Raw genomic sequence first — 24,171 nt, 5'->3', positions numbered from 1 at the left:
CTTATGGATGGGCAGAACGATTACAGGCGTGGCAGACACGTTGTTTCGGCGATGCATGTGCACTTGGTCTTCGTGACGAAGTACCGGCGCGGGGTGTTCAACGACGAGATGCTGACACGCTGCGAAGAGATCATGCGCAAGGTGTGCGAGGACTTCGAAGCGGAACTGAAGGAGTTCAACGGTGAACGCGATCATGTCCACCTCCTGGTGCACCACCCGCGCAAGGTCGCCGTCTCGAAGCTGGTCAACAGCCTCAAGGGTGTATCCGCCCGCCGGATACGGCAGGAGTTCACCGGCCGGATCAACCGCGCCACCATGCACGGACACCTGTGGTCGCCCTCGTATTTCTCGGCGTCGTGCGGCGGAGCACCCTTGGCAATCGTCCGCCACTACATCGAACAGCAAAAACGTCCGCTCTAACGTGCACGTCAGAGCAGCCTTGAGATGCATTCATCCCCGGCGTGAACACCGGGGCTTTCTGCAAGAGTCCCGGTAACAATGACGTCTGCGCCGGCACGGCTATCCGGCGGCGGTCGGGGGAGAGCGCGGCTATGCCATAGTCGGAGCCGATGTCGTTGCGGAACCACTCTGCGTCGGCTTCGAAGTGGAACCACGTGCTCTGCCGGGCCTGTTGCTCCACCTCGAGCGCGCTCGCGCGCACCGGAGCGCCGCTGAGACCACGACCGGCGGCCAAGTGCGGGCCGTCGGCATACCGGCCTGGAGCACGCCGTCCAGTCGTGTCCGCCGTACACGGATCGCTCGATCGGCTCGCCATCGGCGCCCAGTTCGCCACACTCGACCGTGGGCCTGTGTCGGGCAGGGCTCGAGCCTCAGTCGGCTGTGAGTGCGTCCGGGAAGGCGTGACGTTCGGCAGAGTCGGTTACCGGCCAGTAGATTTGGCTGATCAGCCACTCCTCGCAACCACTTGAGTCTCTCTAGGCTCCGATCGCCACGCTGGACGGATGCCGCCGGGGCATCACGGTCCGATCCGAGGCTGATGGGGACACCGATGACGCGTTTCGGCCGTATCCGTGCGCACATGGTCCGGGGTTGGCCGGCGAGCGCGGCCGCACTGATCTCGATCGCCCTGTGCGCGAGCATCGGCACGGCTCCCGCCTGGGCCACCACGCCTCCGGCGCGTTCGGCGACCGCCGTCGCCGGCATGCCGTCCTTCCGGCTGGCTGACATTCCCATGAAGGACGGTGTCGTTCTCAAGGCCGACGTCCTGACACCCGCCCCCGGAACACCGGGCGCCGACTCACGCGGACGCCGTCCGCTGATCGTGCAGCCCGCTTCCTGGGGGCAGAACGACCTGGAGTACGTCGCGCAGGGCAGGAAGCTGGCTGCCGACGGCTATGTGGTGGTCACGTACACGGTGCGCGGATTCTGGCTCTCCGGCGGACGGATAGACGTCGGCGGGCCCGCAGACGTCGCCGACATCTCCTCCGTCATCGACTGGGCTCTCGTCCACACCGAGGCCGACCCACGGCGCGTCGGCATGCTCGGCCTGTCACTGGGTGCGGGCATGTCGTTGCTGGGTGCCGCCTTCGATCCGCGGGTCAAGGCGGTGGCCGCGCTGAGTGCTTGGGGTGACCTGGTCGACTCCCTCTACAGCGGTCAGACCCGGCATCTGCAGGCGGCGGAACTGCTCAACACCCTGCAGGTGCCAACCGGCCGTCCGGGTACGGAGTACACGCGGACCCTGGCCGACCTCTACGCCGACCGCGACATGCCGGATGTCGTCAACTGGGCCAGGAAGCGGTCCCCCGGCACCTACGTGGAGGGCATCAACGCCCACGGTACGGCGGTCCTCTTGTCCAACGCCTGGAGCGACAGCATCTTCAACTCCAGCCAGATCACGGACTTCTACCAGAAGCTGACCGTCCCCAAACGCCTGATCATGCGCCCCGGAGACCACGCCACCCAGGAACTCACCGGATTCCTCGGCGTGGACAACGAGACCTGGGCGAGCGCACGTGAGTGGTTCGACCAGCAACTGAAAGGCGGCGGCACTTCGGGCGCCCCCGGCGCACCCGTGGAACTGCACGTCAGGCCTGGCGGCGGCGAGGAAGACCATCCCAGTTGGAAGGCCGTGAGTTCGCGGACCCTGGCACTGCGGCTCGGCCGTGCGGACGCTTTCGGCACCGGTGCGCTGGACGGTCCGGCCGACACCGGATGGCACACCTCGATCACCGGTGGCATCGATTCCGGAGCGGACGCGGGGACCACCGAACTGTCCGGTCTGCTCGATCAGACCGCCGCGTTGCCGCCGGCCGTCGAGGTTCCGCTGCTGCCCCGGTTCGCCGCCGCCGTCTGGCAGTCGGCGCCCTACCCGTCCGTCCAGCGCGTCCGCGGTGTGGTCAGGCTGCACACCACCATCACCTCCTCCGCCTCGCAGGGCACTGTCTTCGCCTACCTCTACGACGTGAACGCCCTCGGCGTGGGCAAACTCATCACACACGCGCCACAGAGCTGGTCCGGCCGCGCTCCGGGGCAGGCCTTCCCGCTCGACATCGCACTCTTCGCCACGGCCTACGACCTGCCGACGGGCCACCGGCTGGCCCTCGTCCTCGACACCAAGGACCCTGCGTACGGCGGCAGCACCCCGCTCGGCAGCGACGTCTCGTTCAGCTCCCCGCAGGCCGACCAGTCCCGTCTGGTGCTGCCACTGCGTTGACCGGACCATGGCCGACTGCGCGCCCCCGGAGACCGCCTGACCAGCGGCCTGGCAGTGACCCCGGGCCGGGCCGCCGGGCGCTCCTCCTGGTGGCCCGGCCGCTGTCAGAGCCAGGGACGGCCCTTGCCCGTCACTGGCGACCGCAGTGCTCAGACGGCGTTCAACCCCCCGTCCACCACCAGGCTCTGCCCGGTGATGTAGGAGGCGCGGTCGGAGAGCAGGAAGGTGACGGCTTCGGCCACCTCCCAGGCGGTTCCCTGTCGCCCGAGCGGTATGCGGCTGAACGCGGCGGCACGCGAGGCCCGCCGGGTCGAGGCCTCGCGGCCCATCGGAGTGTCGATCAGGCCCGGGACGACCAGGTTGGCGCGGATCCCGCGCGCCCCACCCTCCTTGGCGACATGCCGGGTGAGACCGAACAGGCCCGCCTTGGAACTGTCGTAGGCGGGCGAGTCGGTGGCCGCGCGCAACCCGGCCACGGAACCGACGAAGACGATCGATCCTCCGTCGGCGATCGCGGGCAGTCCGTGCTTGGCGGCGAGGAAGGGGGCGCTCAGGTTGAGCGAGAGCACACGCTCCCACTGCTGCGGTGAAGTGTCCGCCAGGCCCGCACCGAGGCCGATGCCGACGTTGACCACGATCGCGTCGAGGGCCCCGAGTTCACGAAGGGCTTCGGCGACCATGGCCGCGGACTGACCGGGATCCGTGGCGTCGCCGACCAAGGGGAGGCCGCGAGCGCCCTCCTCACCGACCAGGGCGGCGGTGGTCGCCGCGGCGGAGGGGGAGATGTCGGCGCAGGCGACGGACGCTCCCTCGCGGGCGGCGAGTACGGCCACCGCCCGCCCGTTGCCCACCGGCGCCCTCGGATCGTCGCTGGGCCGGGTGCCCGCGCCGATGACCAGTACGCTCCGGCCGCTCAGGTGGCCGGCCGGGTGGGTCGCGTGGGGCCGGGGCTCAGACATCGCGGTGTGCCCCTTCCGTCGAGTCCGCGCCGGTCCCGGTGGGCGCCGGCAGGGTCTCCGATTCGTAGGCGGGCTCGAGCTGTGTACCGGCGGAGTTCAGGAAGAACGCAACCATGTGGTACTGACCGACGAGCATGGTGATTTCGATGAGCTGTGCCTCGTCGTGGCCATCGGCGAGTGCGGACCAGGTGGCTGCGGACAAGCGTGCGTCCCGGTGCAGTTCGTCGGCGGCACGCAGCAGATGGACGTCGGCCGGCGGCCATCCCTGGGCGTCCGGGCCCGCCCCGACCCGACGGATCTCCTCTTCGGTGACACCGGCGGCCCTGGCCAGCGGTACGTGCCGCCCCCATTCGTAACCGGCCCGGGTGTTGTACGCGGTGCGCAGGATCAGCAGTTCCCGCGTCCGGTCCGGAAGAAGGCCGTCACGCAGCAGATGGCTGCCGAACGACAGGAAGTGCCGGACGAGGCCAGGGTGCCGCACCAAGGTGGTGAAGACGTTGGCGAGGCGGCCGTCGGTGTCCCGGGGAATCGGGGCGAGCAGTTCCCGGGCGAACGGGTCCCAGTCGTCCTCGGGGAGTGGCGCGAGGCGCGGGCCGGTGCCGGCTGCGCCGTGGGGTCGCTGGACGTACTCGTGGGTCATCGCGGTCTCCGCACTGTTCGTCAGGGTGGGTGGGTGTCTCGGGCGCGATCCGAGCACGGTCGACCAGCACCTCGCCGGGTGCGCGTCGATGCGCTCCTTACGCCGCCATGCCACTGTGCTTGCGGGGGAGGGGGGCTGTCGACGGCTCTCCGGCCAAGGCCGGAGGTCGGCATATTGTTCAGGTGTACAACGGCTGGTACCGGAGCTGGGGAGGTGAGGTCCATGCCTGGAGAGCCGGGTGCGGCGGTGCCTCTCGATCGGGTCATCTCTGCCATGGCCACGCAACAGGGGTGCCTGGGCGGGCGCTTGCACGCGGATCTGACGGAACACGTCCCGTCCTACCGCGCGGTCCCACGGGAACTCCTGGACCAGATCTGGCACCGGCACTTCCAGCGGGCTCTCGCGGTCGTACGAGAGGGGAAGGTGCCCGCCCCGGAGGACTTCGACGAAGCCGATGTCGCCTGGGACCGGGTCGCCCGAGGCGTGCCGCTCAGTGACGGGCTCCGCGCCTTCCGCCGAGCGCTGAGCGCGATACGGGATCTCTTCCTCGCCGAGGCGACCGGACGCGGGCTGGATCCCGGCCTCATCGTCGACCGCACCAAGCGCCTGTGGGACCTGGCGGACGTCGCGAGCCTGCAGATCGCCGCCGTCCACCGGCAGGCAGAGGTCGCCTCCGCCCTGCTCGACGCCCGCCGCCGCGCCGACTTCCTGCGCGGACTGCTCTACGGGACGCTGAGTGCGGCGGAGATCCACAGCGGTGCGGCGATCTACGGACTGGACCTGACGCGGCCGTACCGGGCCCTCAGGGCCGTTCCCAACGGCGACGTGGGCCCGGACGCGCTGGAACGCTCCCTGCAGTCCCGCGGTCGCGGGGACGGCCGAGTCGCGCTGTTCACCGTGCTGGACGACGTCGTCGTCGGAGTCGTCGAGAAGAAGCCGGAGACCGGTGGACTGGAGGTGACAGCGGGGCTCGGCCCGCCGACGGACCTGGCCGCGGCGCACCGGTCCTTCCGCGCCGCCGGCAGGCTGCTGGAAGCCGCCCGTGCGTACGCTCTGCGCGGCGTGTACGACCTGAGCGACCTGTCCTGGCGGGTGGCCGTCGTCGCCGAACCGGAACTCGCCGAGTTGCTGCTCGACCGCTATCTGCGCCCACTGGAGGCGGAGGGGGAGTTCGGTGCGCTCATCGAGGAGTCGGTGCGGGGATACCTGGAGAAGGGGCGGCACGTCCGCGAAGTCGCCCGCGCCGCTCACGTCCATGTCAACACCGTCCGCTATCGGCTGCGCCGTTTCGAGGAGCTGACCGGCACGAGCCTGGACGCTCCGGACACCGCGGTGGAACTCAACTGGGCCCTGGCGGCGCGCGAGCTGAAGGCCGTATCGCTGCGAAACCGATGCACCGCCGCCGAGCTGGGCTGAGCCACCCGGCCAGGCGGCCTCGGCCGTGAGGGGGGTCTCATGCTCGTACGGATGATCTAGCTGCTTGATTGCGGCGACCTCGTCCGGCTGGACGGCCGTCGATTCTGGGACGTGTCGTCACTGACGGTGCCTGCTTGCTGCACGACGCAGCAGGAACGGGAGTGACAGGTCATGGCAGAGTCGCTCGGGGGCAGTCTGGAGCGCACGCTGGAGGGGCGTTCACCCGCCGCTTGGGAGGATGAGGCCATGTGGTCACGAGTGCCGTTCGGGGAGAGGCTGCGCGCTGAGCTGGGTTCGCCTCGCCGGGTTCGCAGGTTGGGGAGCAGCCCGCGATCACGGGTATGGCGGGCCGAGTTGTCCGGCACACCGGTGGTGGTCAAGCAGCTCATCAAGAGCCCGGAGGCAGCTGAGAGATACGCCCGCGAGGTGGCTGCGTTGCGGCTCGCGTCCCGGGTCGAGCCGCCCGTCGTGCCACGGCTCCTGGGCACTGATCCCATGGAGCGGGTGCTGGTTCTGGAGTACGTGGACGATCAACCGTTGGCCGACGACTGGGTGGTTGGTTATGCCGAGGCGCTGGGCCGTCTCCACGCAGCCACCCATACTGACGACGTCGGTCTTCTCCCGGCCTGGTCCGGTCCCACCCGAGGTGACATCGGGTACTTTCTCGGGCTCGCTCGGACGCTGGGCCGTACGGTGCCGTCCGCCGTGCGGACCGAGCTGGACGAACTGGTGAACCGCCTGACCCACGTGTCCGGGCATGCCTTGCTGCACGGCGACCCCTGCCCCGGCAACGACATGCACACCAGCAATGGGGTCAGGTTCATCGACTTCGAACAGGCCTCGCTGGGCAATGGGCTGGTGGAACTCGCCTACCTTCGCATCGGCTTCCCGACCTGCTGGTGTGTCACAGCGCCGCCTCAGGTGCTGCTGGACGCGGCGGAGGCCGCCTACCGCGCGGCCTGGCGGCATGCGACTGGCGCCGATGTCCAGGGCGATCTCACTGACGCGTGCGCGGGCTGGCTGCTTAGAGGCGATGCGCTGGTGGAGCGGGCTCACCGGGGGACCGCTGATCACCTGTCCAAGGTCCCCAACCGGGACTGGCGGTGGGGCACTGCGACGGCCCGGCAGCGGCTTGTCCACCGTCTTGGGACCGTCGGCCAGATGACCACGAGCGGCGGCGAGCTTGAGAATCTAGGACAGCTCGCCCTGGCCATGCGCGACGCAATGCTCTCCCGCTGGCCAGCGCTGCAGCCACTACCCTCCCGGCGGCCATGACCGGGGCGTGCCATCCGGCCGGAGCCGCGAACCGTCGATCCACCGGCGACGCAGGCCAGGCAGCCTCGAGGAAGACGTCAGGAGCCGGTCTGTCGTGCGGGACCTGTCAGCGGCCCTGAGCCGGAGACGGGAGGCGCTGGAGCGAGCCATTGCGGTTCGCGCTCGCGCCGCGGTGGCAGGGGCCGGCCGGGCCGTCGAGCCTGTGGCGGCCGCCGGCCGGCCCCCGGTCGACGCCTGTGCCAGAAGATGCAGGACCCACTGTCACAGGCGTCCGTCAGCTGCACATCTAGCCGCACGTCAGCGTCGGCATCGCCCAGTCCCCGTGGTCGTTGCCGTTGCCGTCCCCGGCGTCTCCGACCCGGAGGTCCATCACCTGGGCGCCGCTGACGTCGACGTCGATCGGCAGCGCGGCCTGTTTGCCGTGGAGCGTCGGCGTGGTCACCAAGGTCTTGCCGTCGGCGATCACGGAGAACGTCACCGTCCCCGCACCGCCTGTCTCGTCGTCGACACCGACGTCCGCCGTCAACCGCGAGCACTTTCCGGCGAGGTAGAACTCGACGTCGCTGACCGAGTTGGTGCCCAGGCCCTTGGTGTAACCGGTGCCGGCGATACTGATCGGACGGCCGTCGCCGGCCGCCTGTTCGCCGACGCTGGTGTCACGCTCGACCGGGCCCCACCCGTTGGTGGACGACAAGAACGGCAGGTCGCTCACGGCGCTCTTCCCGGCCGGCGGAGCCGGCGGGATCCCGCCGATGATGCGCTCGTCACCGCCGGCAGCCTGCCGTCCGTTCTGCAGGTAGTGCACCGTGGCGGTGAGTGCCGAGGCGGAGGGCAGCTTCCCGGACGCCGGCTGGACCTTCCAGGTGAAGGTGGCCATGCTGCCGGGTTGCAGGCGCTTGACCGACATGGGGCTCGTGGCACTCACGCCCCAGCCATCGGGCGCGGAGAGCGAGGCCGTCAGCCGCGAGGCGGACGGTCCGTCCTTCGGCAGCCGTACGGTCGTCTCGGCGGTGAAGGCCTGAGCTGACTGAGCGGTGTCCGGCACGTTCAGCGTGACGTCCGCTCCCGGACGCTTCGGCATCGCGTACTTCCGGTGGTCGTAGCGGGGGCTGTCGTTCTGTGCGACGCGCAGGGACGAGGCGTAGCTGCCGTAGTTGGTGAGCGAGACCTTGCCCAGCCCGCCGGTGCTGCCGTCCAGGTTCCACACGGCGAGGGCGATGCTGTTCCGGCCGTTCGGATTCAGGATCCCGTTCGGGACCGGGAAGGTGCGCTGCGGGCCGAGGTAGTTGACGTAGTTGCCGACCTGCCAGCCGTTCACGAAGATCGTGGCACGGTACTTGCGTGACGGGTCGTCCGTGAACGTCAGCCCGAGCGAGGTGTCCTGGCCGTGCGGCAGGTCCAGGTTGACGTCGGTGCGGTACCAGGAGACCCCGGGACGGGTGTCGGTCGTCGGCAGGGACACCTGTTTCCAGTCGCCGTCAGGGTAGCCCGGCAGGGACCAGCCGGCCCGCTCGCCGTACAGGCCGCCCGTCGAGAGCGGGCCGCGCACCGTGTCCTGCAGGTCCTCGCCGCCCCGGACGCCCTGCAGCCGCCAGGTGACCGAGGTCAGCGGGGCCCCGACGAGGGAGGCGCTGGTCAGGCCGCGCGCGGCCTTGTTGCCGTTGGTCGCGTCGTAGTCCTCCTCGTGCCCCATGTTCACGGTGAGCACGGAGATGACGTTGTCGCCCTCCGGCTTGACCGAACCGGCCGGGAAGGTGAAGTCCGCGCTGCCTGAGGTGGAGCTGCCCAGGAAGGTGCCGTTGAGCCAGGCGGAGAACGCCTGCGCCTTGCCGCCGGAGTCCGAGACCAGGTGGATACCGGTCTCCTTGCCGGTGGCGCGGAAGCGGCCGCGGTACCACGTGCTGCCGGTGTGGAACCCGTAGTCGTCCGCGTAGAGCACCGGCAGCGAGTTGACGCCGGAGACGCTGTTGGTGGTCGCCCTGTCGGCCACCTGCCAGCTGGAGTCGTCGAAACCTGGCGCTGCTTCGGGGGACTCGTCGGCATGCTTCCAGTTCGTCAGCGCCGGCAGGTGCACCGGGGCAGCCACCGGGATCTCCCCGGTGAGGCTTCCAGTGGCGGTGGCCCGGGTCTTCAATGCGCTGCCGTTCCAGGTGACGTGGTCGGCGGAGGTGAACACCTCGATGTTCTTGTCGTCGGCGTTGTCGCCGGTGAGCGCCACGGTGTGGCCGCCGTCCAGGCCGGTCGCCGTCCGCAGCAGGTGGGTGCCGCGCACGAGCACCGGGCCGGTGGCCGTGTCCTGACGCCAGAAGGTCTCCGCGGTCGCCTTGTCGCCGACGAGCAGCAGCAGCGGGCGCGGTCCGCCGCCGCTGATGCCGATGCGGATCAGGCCCTTGTGCGTGTAGTTCAGGCGCAGGTCACCGGTGGTCTCGTCCCAGGTGGTCGTGACCGTGCCGCCGCTGCTGGTCACGGTGGGCCTGGAGGAGTAGCGCAGCACGGTCTCGCCGTCGCTGCCCGGGTCGCCGTAGAGCACGGCGACGTCCCGGCTGCCGAGGGTCGCGTGGGTCATGAACTCCGAGGTCGAGTACTGCAATTGCGTGTCCCCGAGCCGGTAGTTCGCCACGATCACGTGCGAGTCGCGCCCGTCGAGGGTGATGGCGGTGCCCGGCTGCTGCGGAACGACCGGGTAGGTCGGCGTCGCGGTGGCGGCTGTAGGCACGTCGATGGCGTCGATGGACACGTAGTTGTCCGTCGACCCCGAGCCGTGGTTGCCGTCGACGACGATCTTCAGCGTGTGCGCCCCAGGCGTGAGGCCGGTCTTCTGGAAGACCGTCGCCTGGCTCTCGCCGCCGGAGTCGTCGACCGTCGCCGCCTTGGTGCCGTCGAGGTAGACGTCGGCGTAGCCGTGGTTGTTGGTCTTCGAGCCGATCCAGCGGATCGCGGTGCCGTCGAAGGGGATGGTGACGGAGTCACCGGCCTTGTTGGAGAACGACTCGGTGTGCTTGTAGTCGCCGCCGGTGTAGCTCTGGTCGGCCACGTGCGACCACGAACCGGCGTACTGCAGCGCGGAGTCGGGGTCGTCCCAGGTGTAGGTGGTGTCCGCGGACGGCTGGGCGTTGAAGTCCAGCGAGATGTGGGTCTTGTCGACCGCCGTGGACGTGGAGTTCCCGTGCCGCAGGACGTGGAACTGCGTCTTGGTGTCGGGGTTCATGCGGGCGGTGTCGACGACCGCGGAGTCGTCCGGCGGCGTGGCCTTGATCGCGGCGGTCTTGGTCAGCGGGGCGACCGACTGGGTGAAGTACCCGATCAGCTTGTCCTCGTAGTACTTGGGATCGAGTTGCCGGTTCTCGCGGATCGCGGCCCCGTAGTCGTAGGAGGTGTAGTTCTCCGGCATGCCCAGCCAGCCCCAGTTGGTGCCGCCGTAGGTCATGTAGAAGCTCTGAGCGGTGGCGCCGACGGCTATGTTCTGCTTGTAGAAGACGTTGGCGAACTGGTCGTTGATGAGCTGGGCGCACTTGTCGTAGCCCGGACCGCCCCAGGGGTCGAAGGCGCCACCCTGGAACTCCGGCGAGTACAGCGGCTTGCCGTCCGGGTGGTCGTAGCTGATGTCGGGTACGCCGTTCCACTTCGACGGGTTCGAGCAGTTGAAGCCCTGCGGATAGGAATCCGGTCCGTCGACGTCCAGGGCGCCGGTACCGGAGTTGAAGGTGCCGTTGTTGTTGCCGGTCAGCGGAACCGTGATGCCGTCGGCGCGAGCCTTGTCCTCCAGGTGCTTCATGTAGGAGCGGCCGGCGTCCGAGCCGGTGTAGTACTCGTTCTCGACCTGGTAGGCGATGACCGAGCCGGTGCCGTTGGTCAGTTGATGCCGGGCGATGATCCGGTCGATCTGCGTCAGCCACTCGTCCGCGTACTTCAGGAACTGCGGGTCGTCACTGCGGTTGTGACCGGCCTTGGTGGTCATCCAGCCGGGCAGGCCGCCGCTGTCGACCTCCGCGTTGATGTACGGTGCCGGGCGCGCGATCACGTAGAGCCCGGCCTCCTGGGCCATGTCGAGCAGCTTGTCGACGTCACGCACCCCGCTGAAGTCGTACACACCAGGCTTCGGCGAGTGGTATCCCCAGTCGAAGTACAGCGAGGTGGAGTTGAACCCGGCGGCCTTCATCTTCTGGAAGATGTCGCGCCACAGGTCTGGACTCGGGAGCCGAAAGTAGTGGAACTCGCCGGACCACAAGTAGGTGCGCTTGCCGTCGACGAGGAACGAGTAGCCGTCGATACTCACCGTGTGCGCCTGCGCCTGCGCCTGCGCCTGCGCCTGCGGTCTGCCGACGGACACGGCGGTGGCTGCCTGCCCGCCGCCGTCCCGCGCCACTGCGGGCGCGGTCATTCCCGTGGCCAGGGCGATGGTCGCGGCCGTCGCGAGGACTGCCCTCGACCACCGGCGGCGACCGGGTCTCGCAGCTTCTGAATCGATCCGATATCTCCGCACTGCGGCCTCCATACTGCCTGAGCAATCAACATCGAACAGACTCAGGCAAAGTCGAACAGTAGGGGGCCACAAGGCTCAACACAATGGGGCGGCAGGACACGGCCGAGGCTGCATGGGGCTGCGTCACGTCACATCGCCCCTGCCACCCGCCTGCGCAGCCCGCCCGTGCGACGGTCAGTCGCCGGTCCCGGGTCGTTCGACGCGGTAGAGGTAGTGGGTCCGGTCATCGACCGGGTTGTCCGGCTCCAGGTCTCCGACCCCGATCCGGCGCAGCCCTGCCCGCTCGAGCGCCCGCCACGAACGGCGATTGGCCGCCACCACCGGGACGAGGACACACGGGGCAGCCGGGTGTTCGGCCCAGGTTCGCACGATGACGGAGTGGATCATCGCCGTCCCGATGCCCTGACCGGTCTGGCGGGGATCGCCGATCAGGTAGTCGATGGTCATCGCGCGGTCAGGTACGGGGACGATGGCGGCCAACTCGGCGAGGTACTCGGGGTAGTCGCGCAGGCGCGAACGCTGTACGAGGCCGACCGGTCGACCGTCGAGGAAGGCGAGGAGGTCCTCCGAGGGCTCCTCGCCCCGGGCAGCGGGGCCGAAGTCGCGTGCCACCGCTTCCGCCGTGGTCTGGTGATTCCACCAGCGCTTCACATGGGGCTGCTGGAGCCACAACCGCAGCAGGGGGAAGTCCCGTTCCTCGATCCGACGCCATGTGATGTCCATGAGTCCGCCGCCCTTCCGATGGGCCAGGCAGCGCCGAGCCCGACGAACACGTCGTTCCTGGCGGCCGGGTGATCATGTGACGGGCAGGCGGGCCAGCAAGTGGGCGTCGAGGAAGCCCCGCTCGGAGGCCGGGTCGTGGCACAGCCGGGCGAACGGGACGAGACCGGCCCGGGCCAGCAAGTCGGCGAACCGGTCCACCGGCCAGCTGTAGGCTGGCGTCACTTTGTGGTCGAAGCGCACCGGCTCCGGTCCGTCGGTCGCGAAGAACGAGACCAGGAGCAGGCCGCCCGGTGCCAGTACACGTACCTGCTCGGCGAGCAGCGCGGGCAACTCCCCAGGCGGGGTATGGATCATCGAGTAGTGGGCCAGTACGCCGCCGAGCGCGCCGTCCTCGACCGGCAGGGCCTCCATCCGCGCCTCGTGAAACCGCAGCGCCGGATGGGCCCGCCGGGCGTGGTCGACCATGCCCGGGGAGAGGTCGAGCCCGAAGGCGTCCAGCCCCAGCTCGTGCAGCATGGCCGTCAGATGTCCGGGCCCGCACCCGACGTCGACGGCCCGAGGGTTCCCCATCGCGCGCACCAGCTCGGCGAAGGTGCCGATCATGTTCCGCGAGAACGGCTGCTCCTCCAACCGGTTGGCGAACATCGACGCATACAGTTCGACGACCCCGTCGTAGGCCGCCCTGGTCTCGACCTGGTGCTCCATCACGGGCAAGGAAGTTAGCATCCGGGCCCCCAATGGAGCCGGATCACATCCGCATCACGGGATGAAACGCTGGGTGGATACGGCCTCTTATGTGCCGTCCGGATCGAGGATGATGTTCCATGCGGGGTCGCTGGGCGGGCCTGGATCCGTTCCCGAACTGGGATCGAACTTCACCACGTTTGTGCCGCTGAGGTCGCCGAACCACAGTTGCGAGGCGGTGAACGCGTTGGTGAGCGTGCCGGCAGGACGGTTGAGGTGCTGGGCCCAGAGGCGTGTCCTCAGGTCTTTCACGAGGAACCCGTAGACCGGCTCGAAGAGGCCGACGACCTGCTCGCTGTCGTGGGTCATGCCGCGGCGATTCACGTTGGCCGATCCGATGATGGCGAACTCATCGTCCATGATCCATGTCTTGGAGTGAACGTAGTTGCGGGCATGGGTACAGGCGATGACCTTGCCCGGTCCCGCCGACAGCAGCGGGTCGAGGAACTGCTTGCGCCTCGCCCAGTACTGGCCGCCATCGGCGGTCTCGGCGTTCACCGTGTTCGTGTCCTCGGTCAGGATGATCAGTGAGACGATGTTGGGGACTGCTGCCAGCAGGGCGGCGCTGATGTCCATGTCGACGAGATACTGGTCCTCCAGGTAGATGAACTGGACGGCGGACGCGATCGAATGCAGGATCAGGGACTTGGCAGAGCGTTCCCCCGTGGGCGCGAAGGCGTAGCCGGAACCGCCGTCGAAGTTGCCGGAGTGAGCCGTGCCGTTTCCGAACGTCCAGGCGGTCTGGCATTGGATGTCACCTACGGGACCGGAGACCCCGGCCGAGGAGTTGACCGAGGCCAGAGCGCTTGCCGTCGGTGAATCCCCCCACCTTCGAAGGAAGTTCTGGTAGAGGTCGCCGGCCGCGGGACCGGTGATCCGGCAGTGGACATCGTGGAGGGGCGGGGCGGAGGGGTTGCCCCAAGTCACGCGGTCCCGGTTCAGGTCCATTCCGCCGGCGAACGCGAGGAGAGCCTGGCCCGCGCGCACAACGATGACCTTTTGGTGGTGCGTCCCCGCGTCGAGGACCCGGTCGTCCTCGACGGCCGCTCCGGTGGCGAGGCTGTTGATGAATGTCACGGTGGCGGCATTGTTGTAGAAGCCAAATGGACCGCCGCTGCCCGTGCTGGGATTCTTGGCCAGCAATGCACGAACGTCGGCACCGTTGTCACTCGCCGTCTGCAACAGGCGCCGCGGGGTGAGATTGGGATCGCCGGTGCCGTCGGCCTGCACGTCGAGCGGGCAGTCCAGGTCGACGAACCATCCGGCGATGTAGATGAAGTCGCCGCTGCCGACCAATTGGAGAGCTGCCGCGAGGTCGGGGAATGCCTCGTCACCGCCGACGTACACCTTGACCGAGTTGCCGTCGGTCTGGGTGCCCAGGCCTACGGGGTTGGAGAACCATCCCGGGAACGGCCGCAGTTCGTTGACGAAGTCGTTGTCCAGCGCCGTCATCGTTTCGGGACCTATCTGGCCGTCCACTTGCAGGGAGCGTGCCGTCTGATAGTTTTTCACGGCCGTGTCCGTCTGCGAGCCGAAGAACCCGGTCGCGCCGTCCGGGATATTGAAGCCAAGGGACATGAGAGACACCTGGATCTTCCGGACGGCCGTGCCCGCGGCGTTCATCTGCATGATCGTGCCGGCCAAGCAAGCCTCTAGATCTGGCTCACCTTTGAACCGAAACGCATTGATCACTTCAAACCCCTGTCCCTGGAATGAGCCGAACATCCCGCCCCTGAAGGCCCGCCAGCGCTGCTTCCATCCGGAACACTTGATTTATGCGCTTCGGATTCTGGTGACGGTCATGCTGGCCCGGCGCGGGTGAAGTCAACCTGCCTGCCGGCCAGCTCCTCGTACCGCCGCGCGGCCCGCTCCACGAATGCGGCATATGGCTCTATCACAGAGCGCACAGTCATGATGGATCATCCAGCCATCCATGCCCGCTCCGGGGCGCGGCTTGAACTTGGCCGTTCCGGTCCGCATGCTGTGCTTTCACCGTACTGCGAGCCGCGGCGACAGGCATCCCGAGGCGGTGACCGCAGCCGGCCCCGCGTCGTACTCGCGCCAGGAGACGAGTTCGCCGCCAGAACCGGCGCGTTGGCACCCGTGTCCGTGTGATCCGTGTGATCCGGCGGACGGAACGTGACGGACAGCGAGAAGATGTTAGAATGCCCAACAGCAGTAGAGCCTTCTCGGCGCGGATTCCGATCCGCCGGGGAGGCTTTTTTCATGCCCGGCCCCCGCCCCGGCACCGGTGGGCCCGCTTCGAGGCGTTCGCCCCGCCGAGCGGCCTGAACCCGCCGCATCCACCCGCCGGTACCTCGTTTCCCGACCCGCAAGAGGAGAGCCATGTCATGAGCCCACAGACGAACACCACAGCAGCCACCGGAACTTGGCAACTCGGTGACCTGAGCGTCAACCGCGTCGGGTTCGGCGCGATGCGCCTGACGGGTAGCGCGCCCTTCGACTGCGGCGTGCCGCGTGACCGCGAGCAGTCGATCCGCGTGCTACGGCGGGCGGTCGAACTCGGCGTGAACCACATCGACACCGCCGCGTTCTACTTCTCCGCGACGCGCTCGGCCAACGAGCTGATCAACCGGGCACTGGCGCCGTACCCGGACGACCTGGTCATCGCCACCAAGGTCTGGCCGGGACGCGATCCCTCGGGCGCGTGGTGGTGGGCCGCTCCGGAGCAGTTGCGCGGCCAGGTCGAGGAGAACCTGCGTCAACTCGGCCGCGATCACCTGGACGTGGTGAACCTGCGCGTGCCACCGAGCCGACGGACCGGATCGATCGGCGAGCACTTCGCAGCGTTGGCCGAGCTGCGCGACGCGGGGCTGATCCGCCACCTCGGCATCTCCAATGTCACGTCCGAGCAACTGACCGAGGCCCAGGCCATCGCCCCGGTCGTCTGCGTGCAGAACCCGTACGGGATCGGTGCGGCGAGCGAGGATCGGGCTCTCCTGCAGCTCTGCGGTGAACGCGGCATCGCCTTCGTTCCGTTCTTCGCGATCGCCGGTCCCGGCCGTGAGCCGGGTCCGGCAGGCGGTGACAGCGAGGAGGTGTGCGCCGTGGCTCGCGCGCACGGCGTGTCCCCCGCGCAGGTCCGGCTGGCCTGGACCTTGCAGCAAGGGCCGCACGTGCTGGCGATCCCGGGGACCGGTGATCCGGACCACCTCGCACAGAACGTGGCGGCCGGCGCGCTGCGGCTCTCGAAGGAGGAGATGGCCCGCCTCACCTCGTTGCGGCCGACCGGCGCATAACGGGTCGTTGCCCGGCCGGCGTCGGACCCCGCGCTGACCGGAGAGGTTGCGGGTCCGGTGCCCGGCACCTGTCGCGCGACTGCTGTGTCTGCTGCACGGCGGCTGCGCAGTAGAGCGAGCGGGATCACGGATTGCTGATGGCGGCCTTGTACAGGTCGGCCGCCTGGCTGCCCAGTGTCACGCTGTAGGACACGTCGTCGGTGTCGCCCCCCTCGTCATAGCCGCCGAGGATCCCGACGACCTGGCCGTCGCCATTGATCCAGGGGCTGCCGCTGGTGCCAATGGTGAAGGAGGGGCAGTCGATGCGCTGCTGGGTGCTGCTGTGCGCGGTCGGCTTGTTGGTGCAGCTGATGGGCGCCTCGCGGGAGTCGGGGTAGCCGATGACGGTCACGGGGGTGGCGCCGGTGGCTGTGCCGGGTGTGAACCGGTTGGCACCGACGACGCCCTCGATCGCCTTGCCGTCCTGGTCGTCGACGGCGGCGAAGGCCAGGTCGCTGTCCTCGTCCTGGTCCTTGGTCCATCCGTCGGGCAGATAGCGGTGCCCCAGCTTCCACACTCCGTACGGGGCGTGCCCGTCCCGGTAGCCCGGTACGAACACCAGGTCGGAACCGGTGCCGCTCACACAGTGCGCGGCGGTGGCGATGAGGTTGCCCCGGGGGCTGTGCACGACCGAGGCCGTGCAGAGGTGCCCGCCGGCCAGGTTGTCGGCCCGGTCCGCGCCGAACAGCGCGCCGATTCGCGCCGTCTGCGGGCTGGCGACGACGTCGGCGGTGGCTCCCAGGGCCTGTGCTGGAGGTCCCGCCTGCCCGGCGATGCCCGGCACGCATTCCGTCAGAGGGGGCACCCCCAGCCGCGTCGTCCGGCGACCCTGCGCCTCGCGATCGCACGCACCGGACGCCGCGGGGCCTGCCCCCCGGGCGGACGACGGGATTTCCGACACATACCCTGAGGGCCGGGGCCCGATCTTGGCGGCCGCCACGGACGAGGTCAGGGTGAGCATCACCACGGCGCCGAGCAACGCGGGACGCGAGGTGACCAAGATGCGTGAGATGCGGTCCATCAGTGATCACTCTGACTCACGAAAGTGAGACGCGCGCTCCGACTTAACTGAGATTTTCCCGTGAAACCCCGTACGGCCGCCGGGCTTGGGGTCCATGAAGGTCTTGTGGGAGAGGCCTTTCGAGTCGCGCCCCTGGGGTTCAAGGCGTGGTTCACCCCGTTCAACAGAGGCAGGCACGTTCATCCGTTTGCGGCAATCGCCGCTTTGCCTGCCCGTTCCTGCGGGTGCCGTTGAGCGCGTGCCCGGTATGTGGTGTCGTACCTCTGGACAGTGCGTGCCGGGCGTGTGCGCGGACGCGTGCGGGAGGGGGACCATGCCGGATCTTCGGGCACTCTCGGGGTGGAGCACCGCCGCCGAGTCCCGGGTGTCGTTGGAGCAGTTGCTGTCCGTTGTCGGCTCCGGCGCCCTGGAACTGGACACGGCACCCGGCGGTCTCGCGGCGGCCGTCACGGGCGTCGCCGTACTGGACGTGCGCGACCCCGGCATCCGGCCGCGCGAACTGCTGCTCGCCGTCGGTGTGGACGCGGGTACCGCCCACGCGGTGGACGTGCTGCGCCGGGCCGGTGATGCGGGCGCCGCGGGGGTGGTGTTCGGGCCGGACCGGACCGGCGGGGCCGCGGAGGCGCTGCGCGCGGCGGCCGGGCAGACCGGGACTGCGGTGCTGTTCCGCACCCCCTGGTGCTCCTGGTCCCAGCTGGTCGGCGTGCTGCGGGCCGGGCTCGCCTCGGCCGGGGTGCCGCCGCTGCCCGCCGCCCCGGACCTCGCCCCGGGTGACCTCAACGGGCTGGCCGATGCGGTGGCCGCCCTCACCGGTGGCGCGGTGACCGTCGAGGACACCGAGTCACGCGTGCTGGCGTACTCCTCGACCGAGGAGGACGTGGACGACATCCGCCGGCTGACCATCCTCGGGCGCCGCGTGCCGCCCTGGCGTGTCGCGGCGATGCGGGAGGCGGGGTTCTTCGCCGCCCTTTGGGGGACGGACGACGTTCTGTACCGACGGGCCCAGGGGGAGGATCCCGAGCGCCTGGTGTGCGCCGTGCGGGCGGGCGGTGAGGTCCTGGGGTCTTTGTGGGTGGCCGCGGTAATGGGCCGGCCCCTGGCGCCGGACGCGTCCGAGGTGCTGAGCGCGGCTGCCCGGACGGCTGCCGCGCACTTGCTCCACCAACGCACCCGCGGTGGGGACAGCCGCTTGGTGGAGGACGCGGCGCGCGCCCTGCTGGAGGGCCGCGGATCGCCCGAAGTGCTGGCGGAGCGGGCCGGGCTGACGGCCCAGGCGCCCTGCGCCGCCCTGGCCGTGGCCGCTGCGGCCGCGGACGGCGACCCGTCCCGGTGGCACGCGCTGCTCGGGCTGCACTGCGCCGCCTTCGGGCACCGGGCCGTGGTGGTGTCGGCGGGCGGCAGACTGCTGGTGCTGGTCAGCTCGCTCGACCGCGATCCGGAGCGGGCCGCCGGCGAGGTGAAGCGGTTGGGGGAGTCGCTGGTCGCGCGGGCCTCGACGGCCACCGGCATGCAACTGCGCGTGGGGCTCGGAGAAGTGGTGCCGGGGCTGGCGCGGGTGGCCGAGTCCCGTCGGTCGGCCGAGCTGGCGCTGAAGGCCTTGATGTACGAAGGGGGGCCGCGCGCCGTTGGCCGGTCCGCGGACGTTGCGGACACGGTCGGTGTCATGCAGGTCATGGAGGCGCTGCGGGATGTGGCGCTGGCGCCGGGGACGTCGGTGGCGCGGCTGGCCGCGCACGACGCGGACAGTGGCGGGCGGCTGCTGGAGACGCTCCGCGCCTACCTGGACCACTTCGGCGACGTCAGCGCTGCCTCGCGTGCGCTCGTCATCCACCCCAACAGCTTGCGCTACCGGCTGCGCCGGATCACCCAGGTCTGCGGGCTCGACCTGGGCAGCGCGGACGCCCGTCTGCTGGCACAGCTGGAGTTACGGCTGCGGGAGCACGGTACAGGCAAGGGGTGAAGGCGGCGCCCCGCCGCTGACTGCGCGCGCGTGCACCATGGCGGAGGCCGCTTTCGTGCGCGTGCACCATCGTGGGGCGCCGTTTTGGTGAACGCGCACAACGGCGCGGCCCGGGGTGCGCGATCGCCCGGCCCGGCCGCCCTGGCGGCGGCCCTGTTCCTGCCGACGCGACGAAGACACGGCCGGTGCGCGACGAGCAGCCTGGACAACAGCCGGGGCTTGGCCCGGACTCCGTAACCGACTCCGGAGGCTCATCATGACCGCTGTGTCCCCCGCCGCCGCACGGCGCGAACGCATCCTCCAGCAGGCCGTGGCACAGGGGCTGCTGGACCCCGAGACGTCCCGGCTTGTCGCGTTCGTCGACCTCGACGGTGTCGCCGCGACTGTCGCGGACTTGTACGACGCCTTCGCCGACGCGCCCGGCGCCCTGCACGCCTTCGCCGCGAAGGCCAACTGCCTGGTGCCGGTGCTGCGGGAACTGAAGGGTCTCGGTATGGGCTGCGAGGTCGCCACCGCCGGAGAGCTGGCCCGGGCGCTGGCGGCCGGATTCCGGCCCGAGCGGATCGTGTTCGACTCTCCGGCCAAGACGAACGACGAGCTTCGGCGAGCGTTGGCGCTGGGCGTGACCGTCAACGTGGACAGCTTCCAGGAACTGGAGCGGATCGACCGGATCCTCGAAGGCCGTCCTTCCCGCTCGCAGATCGGTGTGCGGGTGAACCCGCAGGTGGGTGGTGGAAGCATCGCCGCGATGAGTACGGCCACACACACCTCCAAGTTCGGTGTGCCGCTGGCCGACCCCGGCAGCCGCGAACGGCTGGTGCGGGCGTTCGGCGAGCACCCGTGGCTGACCTGGGTGCACGCGCACACCGGATCGCAGGGCTGCCCGCTCCCCCTGATCGCGGAGGGGGTGGCGCAGGCGGTCGGGTTCGCCGAGCAGGTGGACGCGGTGTACGGAGCCGGCCGGATCGCCGGCATCGACATCGGCGGCGGACTCCCGGTCAACTTCGCCGGAGATGAGGTCACGCCGTCGTTCGCCGCATATGTCGGGCACCTCAAGAAGGCCGCGCCGCAGCTCTTCGTGGACCGGCGCTACCGGATCGTCACCGAGTTCGGGCGGTCCGTGCTGGCGAAGAACGGGTTCATGGCCGCGTACGTCGAGTACACCAAGACCTCCGGTGACCGGCCGATCGCCCTTACCCACGCCGGTGTCCAGGTGGCCACCCGGACCGTGTTCGCGCCGGACGCCTGGCCGCTGCGGATCGAGGCGCATGACGCGTCCGGCAGGGCCAAGCGGGGGCCGCTCGTACGCCAGGACGTCGCGGGCCCCGCCTGCTTCGCCGGGGACCTGCTGGCCGGCGACCGCGCGCTGCCTTTGCTCCAGCCCGGCGACCTCGTCGTCGTACCGGACACCGGCGCCTACTACTTCTCGACGCCGTTCCACTACAACAGCCTTCCCGAACCCGCGGTGCACGGCGTCCGGGTGGACCCGGACGGGCGGATCCGGTTCACGCTCCTGCGTCCGGCGCAGGATCCGTGGGACGTGCCCGGGTACGACGGTGTGGCGGCAGCAGGCCTCGAACCGGTGGCCGTGCCGGCCCGCGACGCCCGGTAGGGGGCGAGGGTGAGCCGGAGCGAACGCGAGCGGCCCGACAGGGACGGGCCACTCCTGACCCAGCGTGCTGCGATCGTATTCCTGCTGGCCGCACTGGCCGGTGCCGGCGCCACCGTGCTGGCGGCCCTGGCCGGCGACGTGTGGCCGGTCGCCGTGAGTGTCGGCTGCGGCACCGCGGCCACGGCCGTGTTGTTCTTCAAGGAGATCATCGGATAGATCAACGGATAGGGGCACGGGCGCTGGAACGTGCCGGACCGCCGCGGCGCACGCGTCGCCGTCGGCCGCGTGACCGGATCGGACTTCAGTCACCTCAGCCTTGAGCGTCCGGCGGGCCGGCGAGGACCTGTTCGGCCCAGATGATGTTGCCGTCGGGCAGGTGGCGGGTGCACCAGCGGTGGGCGAGTTGGGCGACGAGGAAGAGCCCACGGCCGCCTTCGTCGGGGGTGGCCGCGTGGCGAAGGTGCGGGGCCGTACTGCTGGAGTCGGAGACCTCACAGATCAGGCTCCGGTCGCGCAGCATGTGGACCCGGATCGGGCCGGTGGCGTAGCGGATGGCGTTGGTGACCAGTTCGCTGAGGATGAGTTCGGTGGTGAAGCCGGCCTCCTCCAGGCCCCAGCGTGTGAGGTGCCGGCTGACCCGCTCCCGTGCGTCGGACACGGCCGCCGGGTCGGACGGTACCCCCCATTCGGCGATGTTGTCGGCGGCCAGAGCGCGGGTCCGGGCGATCAGCAGGGCGACGTCGTCGGTGGGCCGGGCGGGCAGTACGGCGTCGAGTACCGCGGTGCACGCCTCGTCCGGTGTGCGATCTGCGCCGATGCCGGCGAGGGCGCGCCGTAGCCGCGTCAGGCTGTCGTCGATGTCGCCGTCGCGGTGTTCGATCAGCCCGTCCGTGTAGAGCACGATGCGGCTGCCTTCCGGCGGTTCGACTTCCGAGGTCTCGAAGGGGAGGGAGACCAGGCCGAGCGGCGGTCCGGCGGGGACGTCGGGGAAGTGGACCGTCCCGTCGGGCAGCGCGAGGGCGGGCGGAGGATGAGCTGCCCGGGCCATCACGCACAGGCGTCGGGTCGGGTCGTAGATCGCGTAGAGGCAGGTGGCCCCGGTGATCGCCGCTGGGCCGCCGTCGACCGCCTCGTCCTGGTCGATCCGGGCCAACAGGTCGTCCAGGTGCCACAGGAGTTCGTCGGGCGGTAGGTCGAGGGCGGAGAAGTTGCGGACGGCCGTGCGCAGGCGGCCCATGGTCGCCGCCGCGTGCAGGCCGTGGCCGACCACGTCGCCGACGGGGATGGGAGTGGCGGATGCGGTGCGGATCGATCACGACGACGTACGAGGCGCCGGAGGCGTTGGCGCTGCGCTGCGCCTCGGTCTGCACCACACCGCTCGGGCTGGGCGGGGCGCCGGCGGCCATCGCGTCGACGATCCGCGGATCGCTCGCGGCGACCTGGGCGGTCGACGCCGCCCGCTGTTCGTAGAGGCGATCCAGCGCGTCGCGCTGGGCCAGGGCGAACAAGGCGAAGCCGATCACGCTCGTGACGGTGAGGATCACCAGCAAGGCGACCAGTATCCGCCGCGAGAGTCTGCCCTTGCGCACGCCCGGGGTATTCGGCCCCCGCCGTCGCTGCAGCCGGAGCACAGGCGCCACATCCCGGCGTGGGCCAGATGACCATTATCCCGCTCACCTGTCCCACTCGTCCCTGCTCTCACAAGGCGCGGACGCGGGCGGCCGGACATGGCGGCCCGACCACGTCCGGCCCGCGGTCAGCCGCTGACCCACGGGCGGGACCCGCACGCGGTCTGCAATGTCAGCGGTTGGCCGTGGCGCCCTTCACGTAGGTCTCGTAGCCCTCTTCCTCCAGGCGTTCGGCGAGTTCGGGGCCGCCGGAGTCGACGATGTGGCCGTCGGCGAAGACATGGACGTGATCGGGGCGGATGTAGCGCAGGATGCGCGTGTAGTGAGTGATCAGCAGGGTGGCGACCCGGCCGGTGGCGCGAACGCGGTTGACGCCTTCCGAGACGATGCGCAGAGCGTCGATGTCCAGCCCGGAGTCGGTCTCGTCCAGGATGGCGATCTTGGGCTGGAGGAGTTCCAACTGAAGGATCTCGTGGCGCTTCTTCTCGCCGCCGGAGAAGCCCTCGTTGACGTTCCGCTCGGCGAAGGAAGGGTCGATCTGAAGCCGCTCCATCGCCTCCCGTACCTCTTTCATCCAGGTGCGCAGCTTGGGGGCTTCACCGCGCACGGCGGTGGCCGCGGTGCGGAGAAAGTTCGACATGGACACACCCGGGACCTCGACCGGGTACTGCATGGCGAGGAACATCCCGGCACGCGCGCGCTCGTCGACCTTCATGGCCAGTACGTCCTCGCCGTCCAGCGTGACGGTGCCAGAGGTGACGTGGTACTTGGGGTGCCCGGCGAGCGAGTACGCCAGAGTGGTTTTGCCTGAGCCGTTGGGGCCCATGATCGCGTGTGTTTCCCCTTGGCGCACGGTCAGGTCCACTCCGTGCAGGATCTCTCGGGGGCCGGCCTCGGTTTGTACAGAGCAGTGCACGTCATGGATCTCGAGTGTCGTCATCGGCTCTCCGCCTCCTTCCGGCTGTGGCCGCCGCCGGCCGGACATTCAGAGGGCCCCCGAGGCCGGGTGGCGGTCCCTGCAGCGGACGTCGGCGGCGAGGACATGTGCCCGCACTTCCTGCGGCAGGCGGTACGCGGAAGCTCTGCCGTGTGGGGATCACAGACCTGAGCATCCGTGGCGCCACCTCCAGCATGCGCCTTCCGCCAGCCACTGGTCATGCCGTCGACGGATGGCTGTCTGCCCTGCCCGAGCAGACCGGCAACACGGTCTACCCTGCGCGCAGCTGCCTTGTGCTATCGGGTGACGGTCACGGTGACGTCGTAGCGTCCTTGGCCCGGCGGGCAGCGCATCGCCTCGCCGCACGATTCGCGTCGGGCGGTGATGTGAACCGTGCTGGGCCGCAGGGCGGTGAACTGCGCGGAGGATGTGCTGCAGCCGCGGCCGGGCGGGCAGGTGGCGGTGGCCGTGGTTCCGCCGCCGACGGGGCTGAGCACCCGCGGGTTCGAGCTGGCGGGGGTCGACCAGTAGGCGCCGTGCAGGCGCACCACGATGAGCGTGCCGGCGGTCACCCGGACCGTGGTTCCGCGGGCCCGTTCGTCGAGGACGACCGACCGGTTGGCGGATGCGGAAGACGCGGGACCATGCGACGGCGGCGGGGGAATCGGCGATCCGGCGGGGCTGGACGAACAGCCGCCCAGGGCGCCGGTCGCGGCTGCCACGGCCGCGGCGGCGAGCCCGGCGTGCAGCGCGCGCCGGGCGAGGATCGTGCGGACCGGCGAAGGAAACATGGACCC

General features: G+C 69.9%; 19 protein-coding genes and 1 pseudogene. 9 read left to right on the top strand and 11 right to left on the bottom strand.

Annotated features, from left to right (window positions below; all coding sequences use genetic code 11):
• Positions 1-3 precede the first annotated feature (3 nt).
• Positions 4-420, top strand: a complete 417-nt coding sequence (gene tnpA / locus A6P39_RS04760) for an IS200/IS605 family transposase (protein ID WP_079133456.1) — start codon at positions 4-6, stop codon at positions 418-420.
• Here tnpA and A6P39_RS04755 read toward each other — a convergent pair.
• Positions 302-775, bottom strand: a complete 474-nt coding sequence (locus A6P39_RS04755) for a DUF6183 family protein (protein ID WP_234378949.1) — start codon at positions 773-775, stop codon at positions 302-304. The genes tnpA and A6P39_RS04755 overlap by 119 nt on opposite strands.
• A 234-nt stretch (positions 776-1,009) precedes the next feature.
• Between A6P39_RS04755 and A6P39_RS04750 the strand changes: the two genes are divergently transcribed.
• Entirely contained in the window at positions 1,010-2,677 is a 1,668-nt protein-coding gene (locus A6P39_RS04750) for a CocE/NonD family hydrolase (protein WP_107304372.1), read from the top strand.
• A 149-nt stretch (positions 2,678-2,826) separates the two neighbouring features.
• Here A6P39_RS04750 and A6P39_RS04745 read toward each other — a convergent pair whose 3' ends face one another.
• Both A6P39_RS04745 and A6P39_RS04740 read right to left on the bottom strand, forming a co-directional pair.
• Entirely contained in the window at positions 2,827-3,636 is an 810-nt protein-coding gene (locus tag A6P39_RS04745; RefSeq protein WP_067047203.1) for an SDR family NAD(P)-dependent oxidoreductase, read from the bottom strand.
• The gene (locus A6P39_RS04740; protein ID WP_067047206.1) at positions 3,629-4,276 is read right to left on the bottom strand and encodes a carboxymuconolactone decarboxylase family protein; all 648 of its coding nucleotides are present in this window, start codon (positions 4,274-4,276) and stop codon (positions 3,629-3,631) included. Before A6P39_RS04740 ends, A6P39_RS04745 begins: the two co-directional genes overlap by 8 nt.
• A 273-nt stretch (positions 4,277-4,549) precedes the next feature.
• On the opposite strand from A6P39_RS04740, the gene A6P39_RS04735 reads away from it, so the two are divergent.
• Together A6P39_RS04735 and A6P39_RS04730 are read left to right on the top strand one after the other, a co-directional pair.
• Positions 4,550-5,692, top strand: coding sequence for a PucR family transcriptional regulator (locus tag A6P39_RS04735; protein ID WP_159396092.1), 1,143 nt, complete (start codon positions 4,550-4,552; stop codon positions 5,690-5,692).
• Positions 5,693-5,938: 246 nt separating this feature from the next.
• A complete protein-coding gene (locus A6P39_RS04730) occupies positions 5,939-6,967 on the top strand; it encodes an aminoglycoside phosphotransferase family protein (RefSeq protein ID WP_067047329.1) in 1,029 nt (342 codons plus the stop codon).
• Positions 6,968-7,253: 286 nt separating this feature from the next.
• Here the strand turns inward: A6P39_RS04730 and A6P39_RS04725 are convergent, their stop codons facing one another.
• The 4 genes from A6P39_RS04725 to A6P39_RS04710 all read right to left on the bottom strand — a co-directional run bounded on the left by A6P39_RS04725 (position 7,254) and on the right by A6P39_RS04710 (position 14,561).
• Positions 7,254-11,348 carry a beta-galactosidase gene (locus A6P39_RS04725; RefSeq protein ID WP_079133458.1) on the bottom strand — a complete coding sequence of 1,365 codons (4,095 nt, stop codon included), beginning with the start codon at positions 11,346-11,348 and terminating at the stop codon, positions 7,254-7,256.
• A gap of 276 nt (positions 11,349-11,624) precedes the next feature.
• A complete protein-coding gene (locus A6P39_RS04720) occupies positions 11,625-12,173 on the bottom strand; it encodes a GNAT family N-acetyltransferase (RefSeq protein ID WP_067047212.1) in 549 nt (182 codons plus the stop codon).
• 72 nt (positions 12,174-12,245) lie between these two features.
• The gene (locus A6P39_RS04715) at positions 12,246-12,881 is read right to left on the bottom strand and encodes a class I SAM-dependent methyltransferase (RefSeq protein WP_067047214.1); all 636 of its coding nucleotides are present in this window, start codon (positions 12,879-12,881) and stop codon (positions 12,246-12,248) included.
• Positions 12,882-12,965: 84 nt separating this feature from the next.
• On the bottom strand, positions 12,966-14,561 hold the full coding sequence (locus A6P39_RS04710; protein ID WP_067047217.1) for a peptidoglycan-binding protein: 1,596 nt from the start codon (positions 14,559-14,561) through the stop codon (positions 12,966-12,968).
• 707 nt (positions 14,562-15,268) lie between these two features.
• Here A6P39_RS04710 and A6P39_RS04705 point away from each other — a divergent pair.
• The gene (locus tag A6P39_RS04705; RefSeq protein WP_067047220.1) at positions 15,269-16,177 is read left to right on the top strand and encodes an oxidoreductase; all 909 of its coding nucleotides are present in this window, start codon (positions 15,269-15,271) and stop codon (positions 16,175-16,177) included.
• A gap of 124 nt (positions 16,178-16,301) precedes the next feature.
• Here A6P39_RS04705 and A6P39_RS04700 read toward each other — a convergent pair whose 3' ends face one another.
• Positions 16,302-17,237, bottom strand: coding sequence for a trypsin-like serine peptidase (locus A6P39_RS04700; RefSeq protein WP_275883806.1), 936 nt, complete (start codon positions 17,235-17,237; stop codon positions 16,302-16,304).
• A gap of 313 nt (positions 17,238-17,550) precedes the next feature.
• Between A6P39_RS04700 and A6P39_RS04695 the strand changes: the two genes are divergently transcribed.
• The 3 genes from A6P39_RS04695 (at position 17,551) to A6P39_RS04685 (ending at position 21,025) form a co-directional block, all read left to right on the top strand.
• Positions 17,551-19,197 carry a PucR family transcriptional regulator gene (locus tag A6P39_RS04695; protein WP_079133460.1) on the top strand — a complete coding sequence of 549 codons (1,647 nt, stop codon included), beginning with the start codon at positions 17,551-17,553 and terminating at the stop codon, positions 19,195-19,197.
• 256 nt (positions 19,198-19,453) lie between these two features.
• The gene (locus tag A6P39_RS04690) at positions 19,454-20,809 is read left to right on the top strand and encodes a diaminopimelate decarboxylase (RefSeq protein WP_067047222.1); all 1,356 of its coding nucleotides are present in this window, start codon (positions 19,454-19,456) and stop codon (positions 20,807-20,809) included.
• A 9-nt stretch (positions 20,810-20,818) separates the two neighbouring features.
• Positions 20,819-21,025, top strand: a complete 207-nt coding sequence (locus tag A6P39_RS04685; protein ID WP_067047225.1) for a hypothetical protein — start codon at positions 20,819-20,821, stop codon at positions 21,023-21,025.
• A gap of 94 nt (positions 21,026-21,119) precedes the next feature.
• Here A6P39_RS04685 and A6P39_RS04680 read toward each other — a convergent pair.
• Positions 21,120-22,088 (bottom strand): annotated as a pseudogene (locus tag A6P39_RS04680) (SpoIIE family protein phosphatase); the annotation flags it as partial.
• A 17-nt stretch (positions 22,089-22,105) separates the two neighbouring features.
• Here A6P39_RS04680 and A6P39_RS04675 point away from each other — a divergent pair.
• Positions 22,106-22,279, top strand: coding sequence for a hypothetical protein (locus tag A6P39_RS04675; protein WP_159396093.1), 174 nt, complete (start codon positions 22,106-22,108; stop codon positions 22,277-22,279).
• 330 nt (positions 22,280-22,609) lie between these two features.
• Here A6P39_RS04675 and sufC read toward each other — a convergent pair whose 3' ends face one another.
• Both sufC and A6P39_RS04665 read right to left on the bottom strand, forming a co-directional pair.
• A complete protein-coding gene (sufC, locus tag A6P39_RS04670) occupies positions 22,610-23,377 on the bottom strand; it encodes a Fe-S cluster assembly ATPase SufC (RefSeq protein ID WP_067047228.1) in 768 nt (255 codons plus the stop codon).
• 293 nt (positions 23,378-23,670) lie between these two features.
• Entirely contained in the window at positions 23,671-24,165 is a 495-nt protein-coding gene (locus A6P39_RS04665) for a hypothetical protein (protein WP_067047231.1), read from the bottom strand.
• Positions 24,166-24,171 lie beyond the last annotated feature (6 nt).

It is taken from the genome of Streptomyces sp. FXJ1.172 (genome assembly GCF_001636945.3).
Lineage (GTDB): Bacteria > Actinomycetota > Actinomycetes > Streptomycetales > Streptomycetaceae > Streptomyces.
The sequence above is the reverse complement of the archived record's forward strand: the minus strand, read 5'-3'. Positions and strand labels throughout refer to the sequence as shown.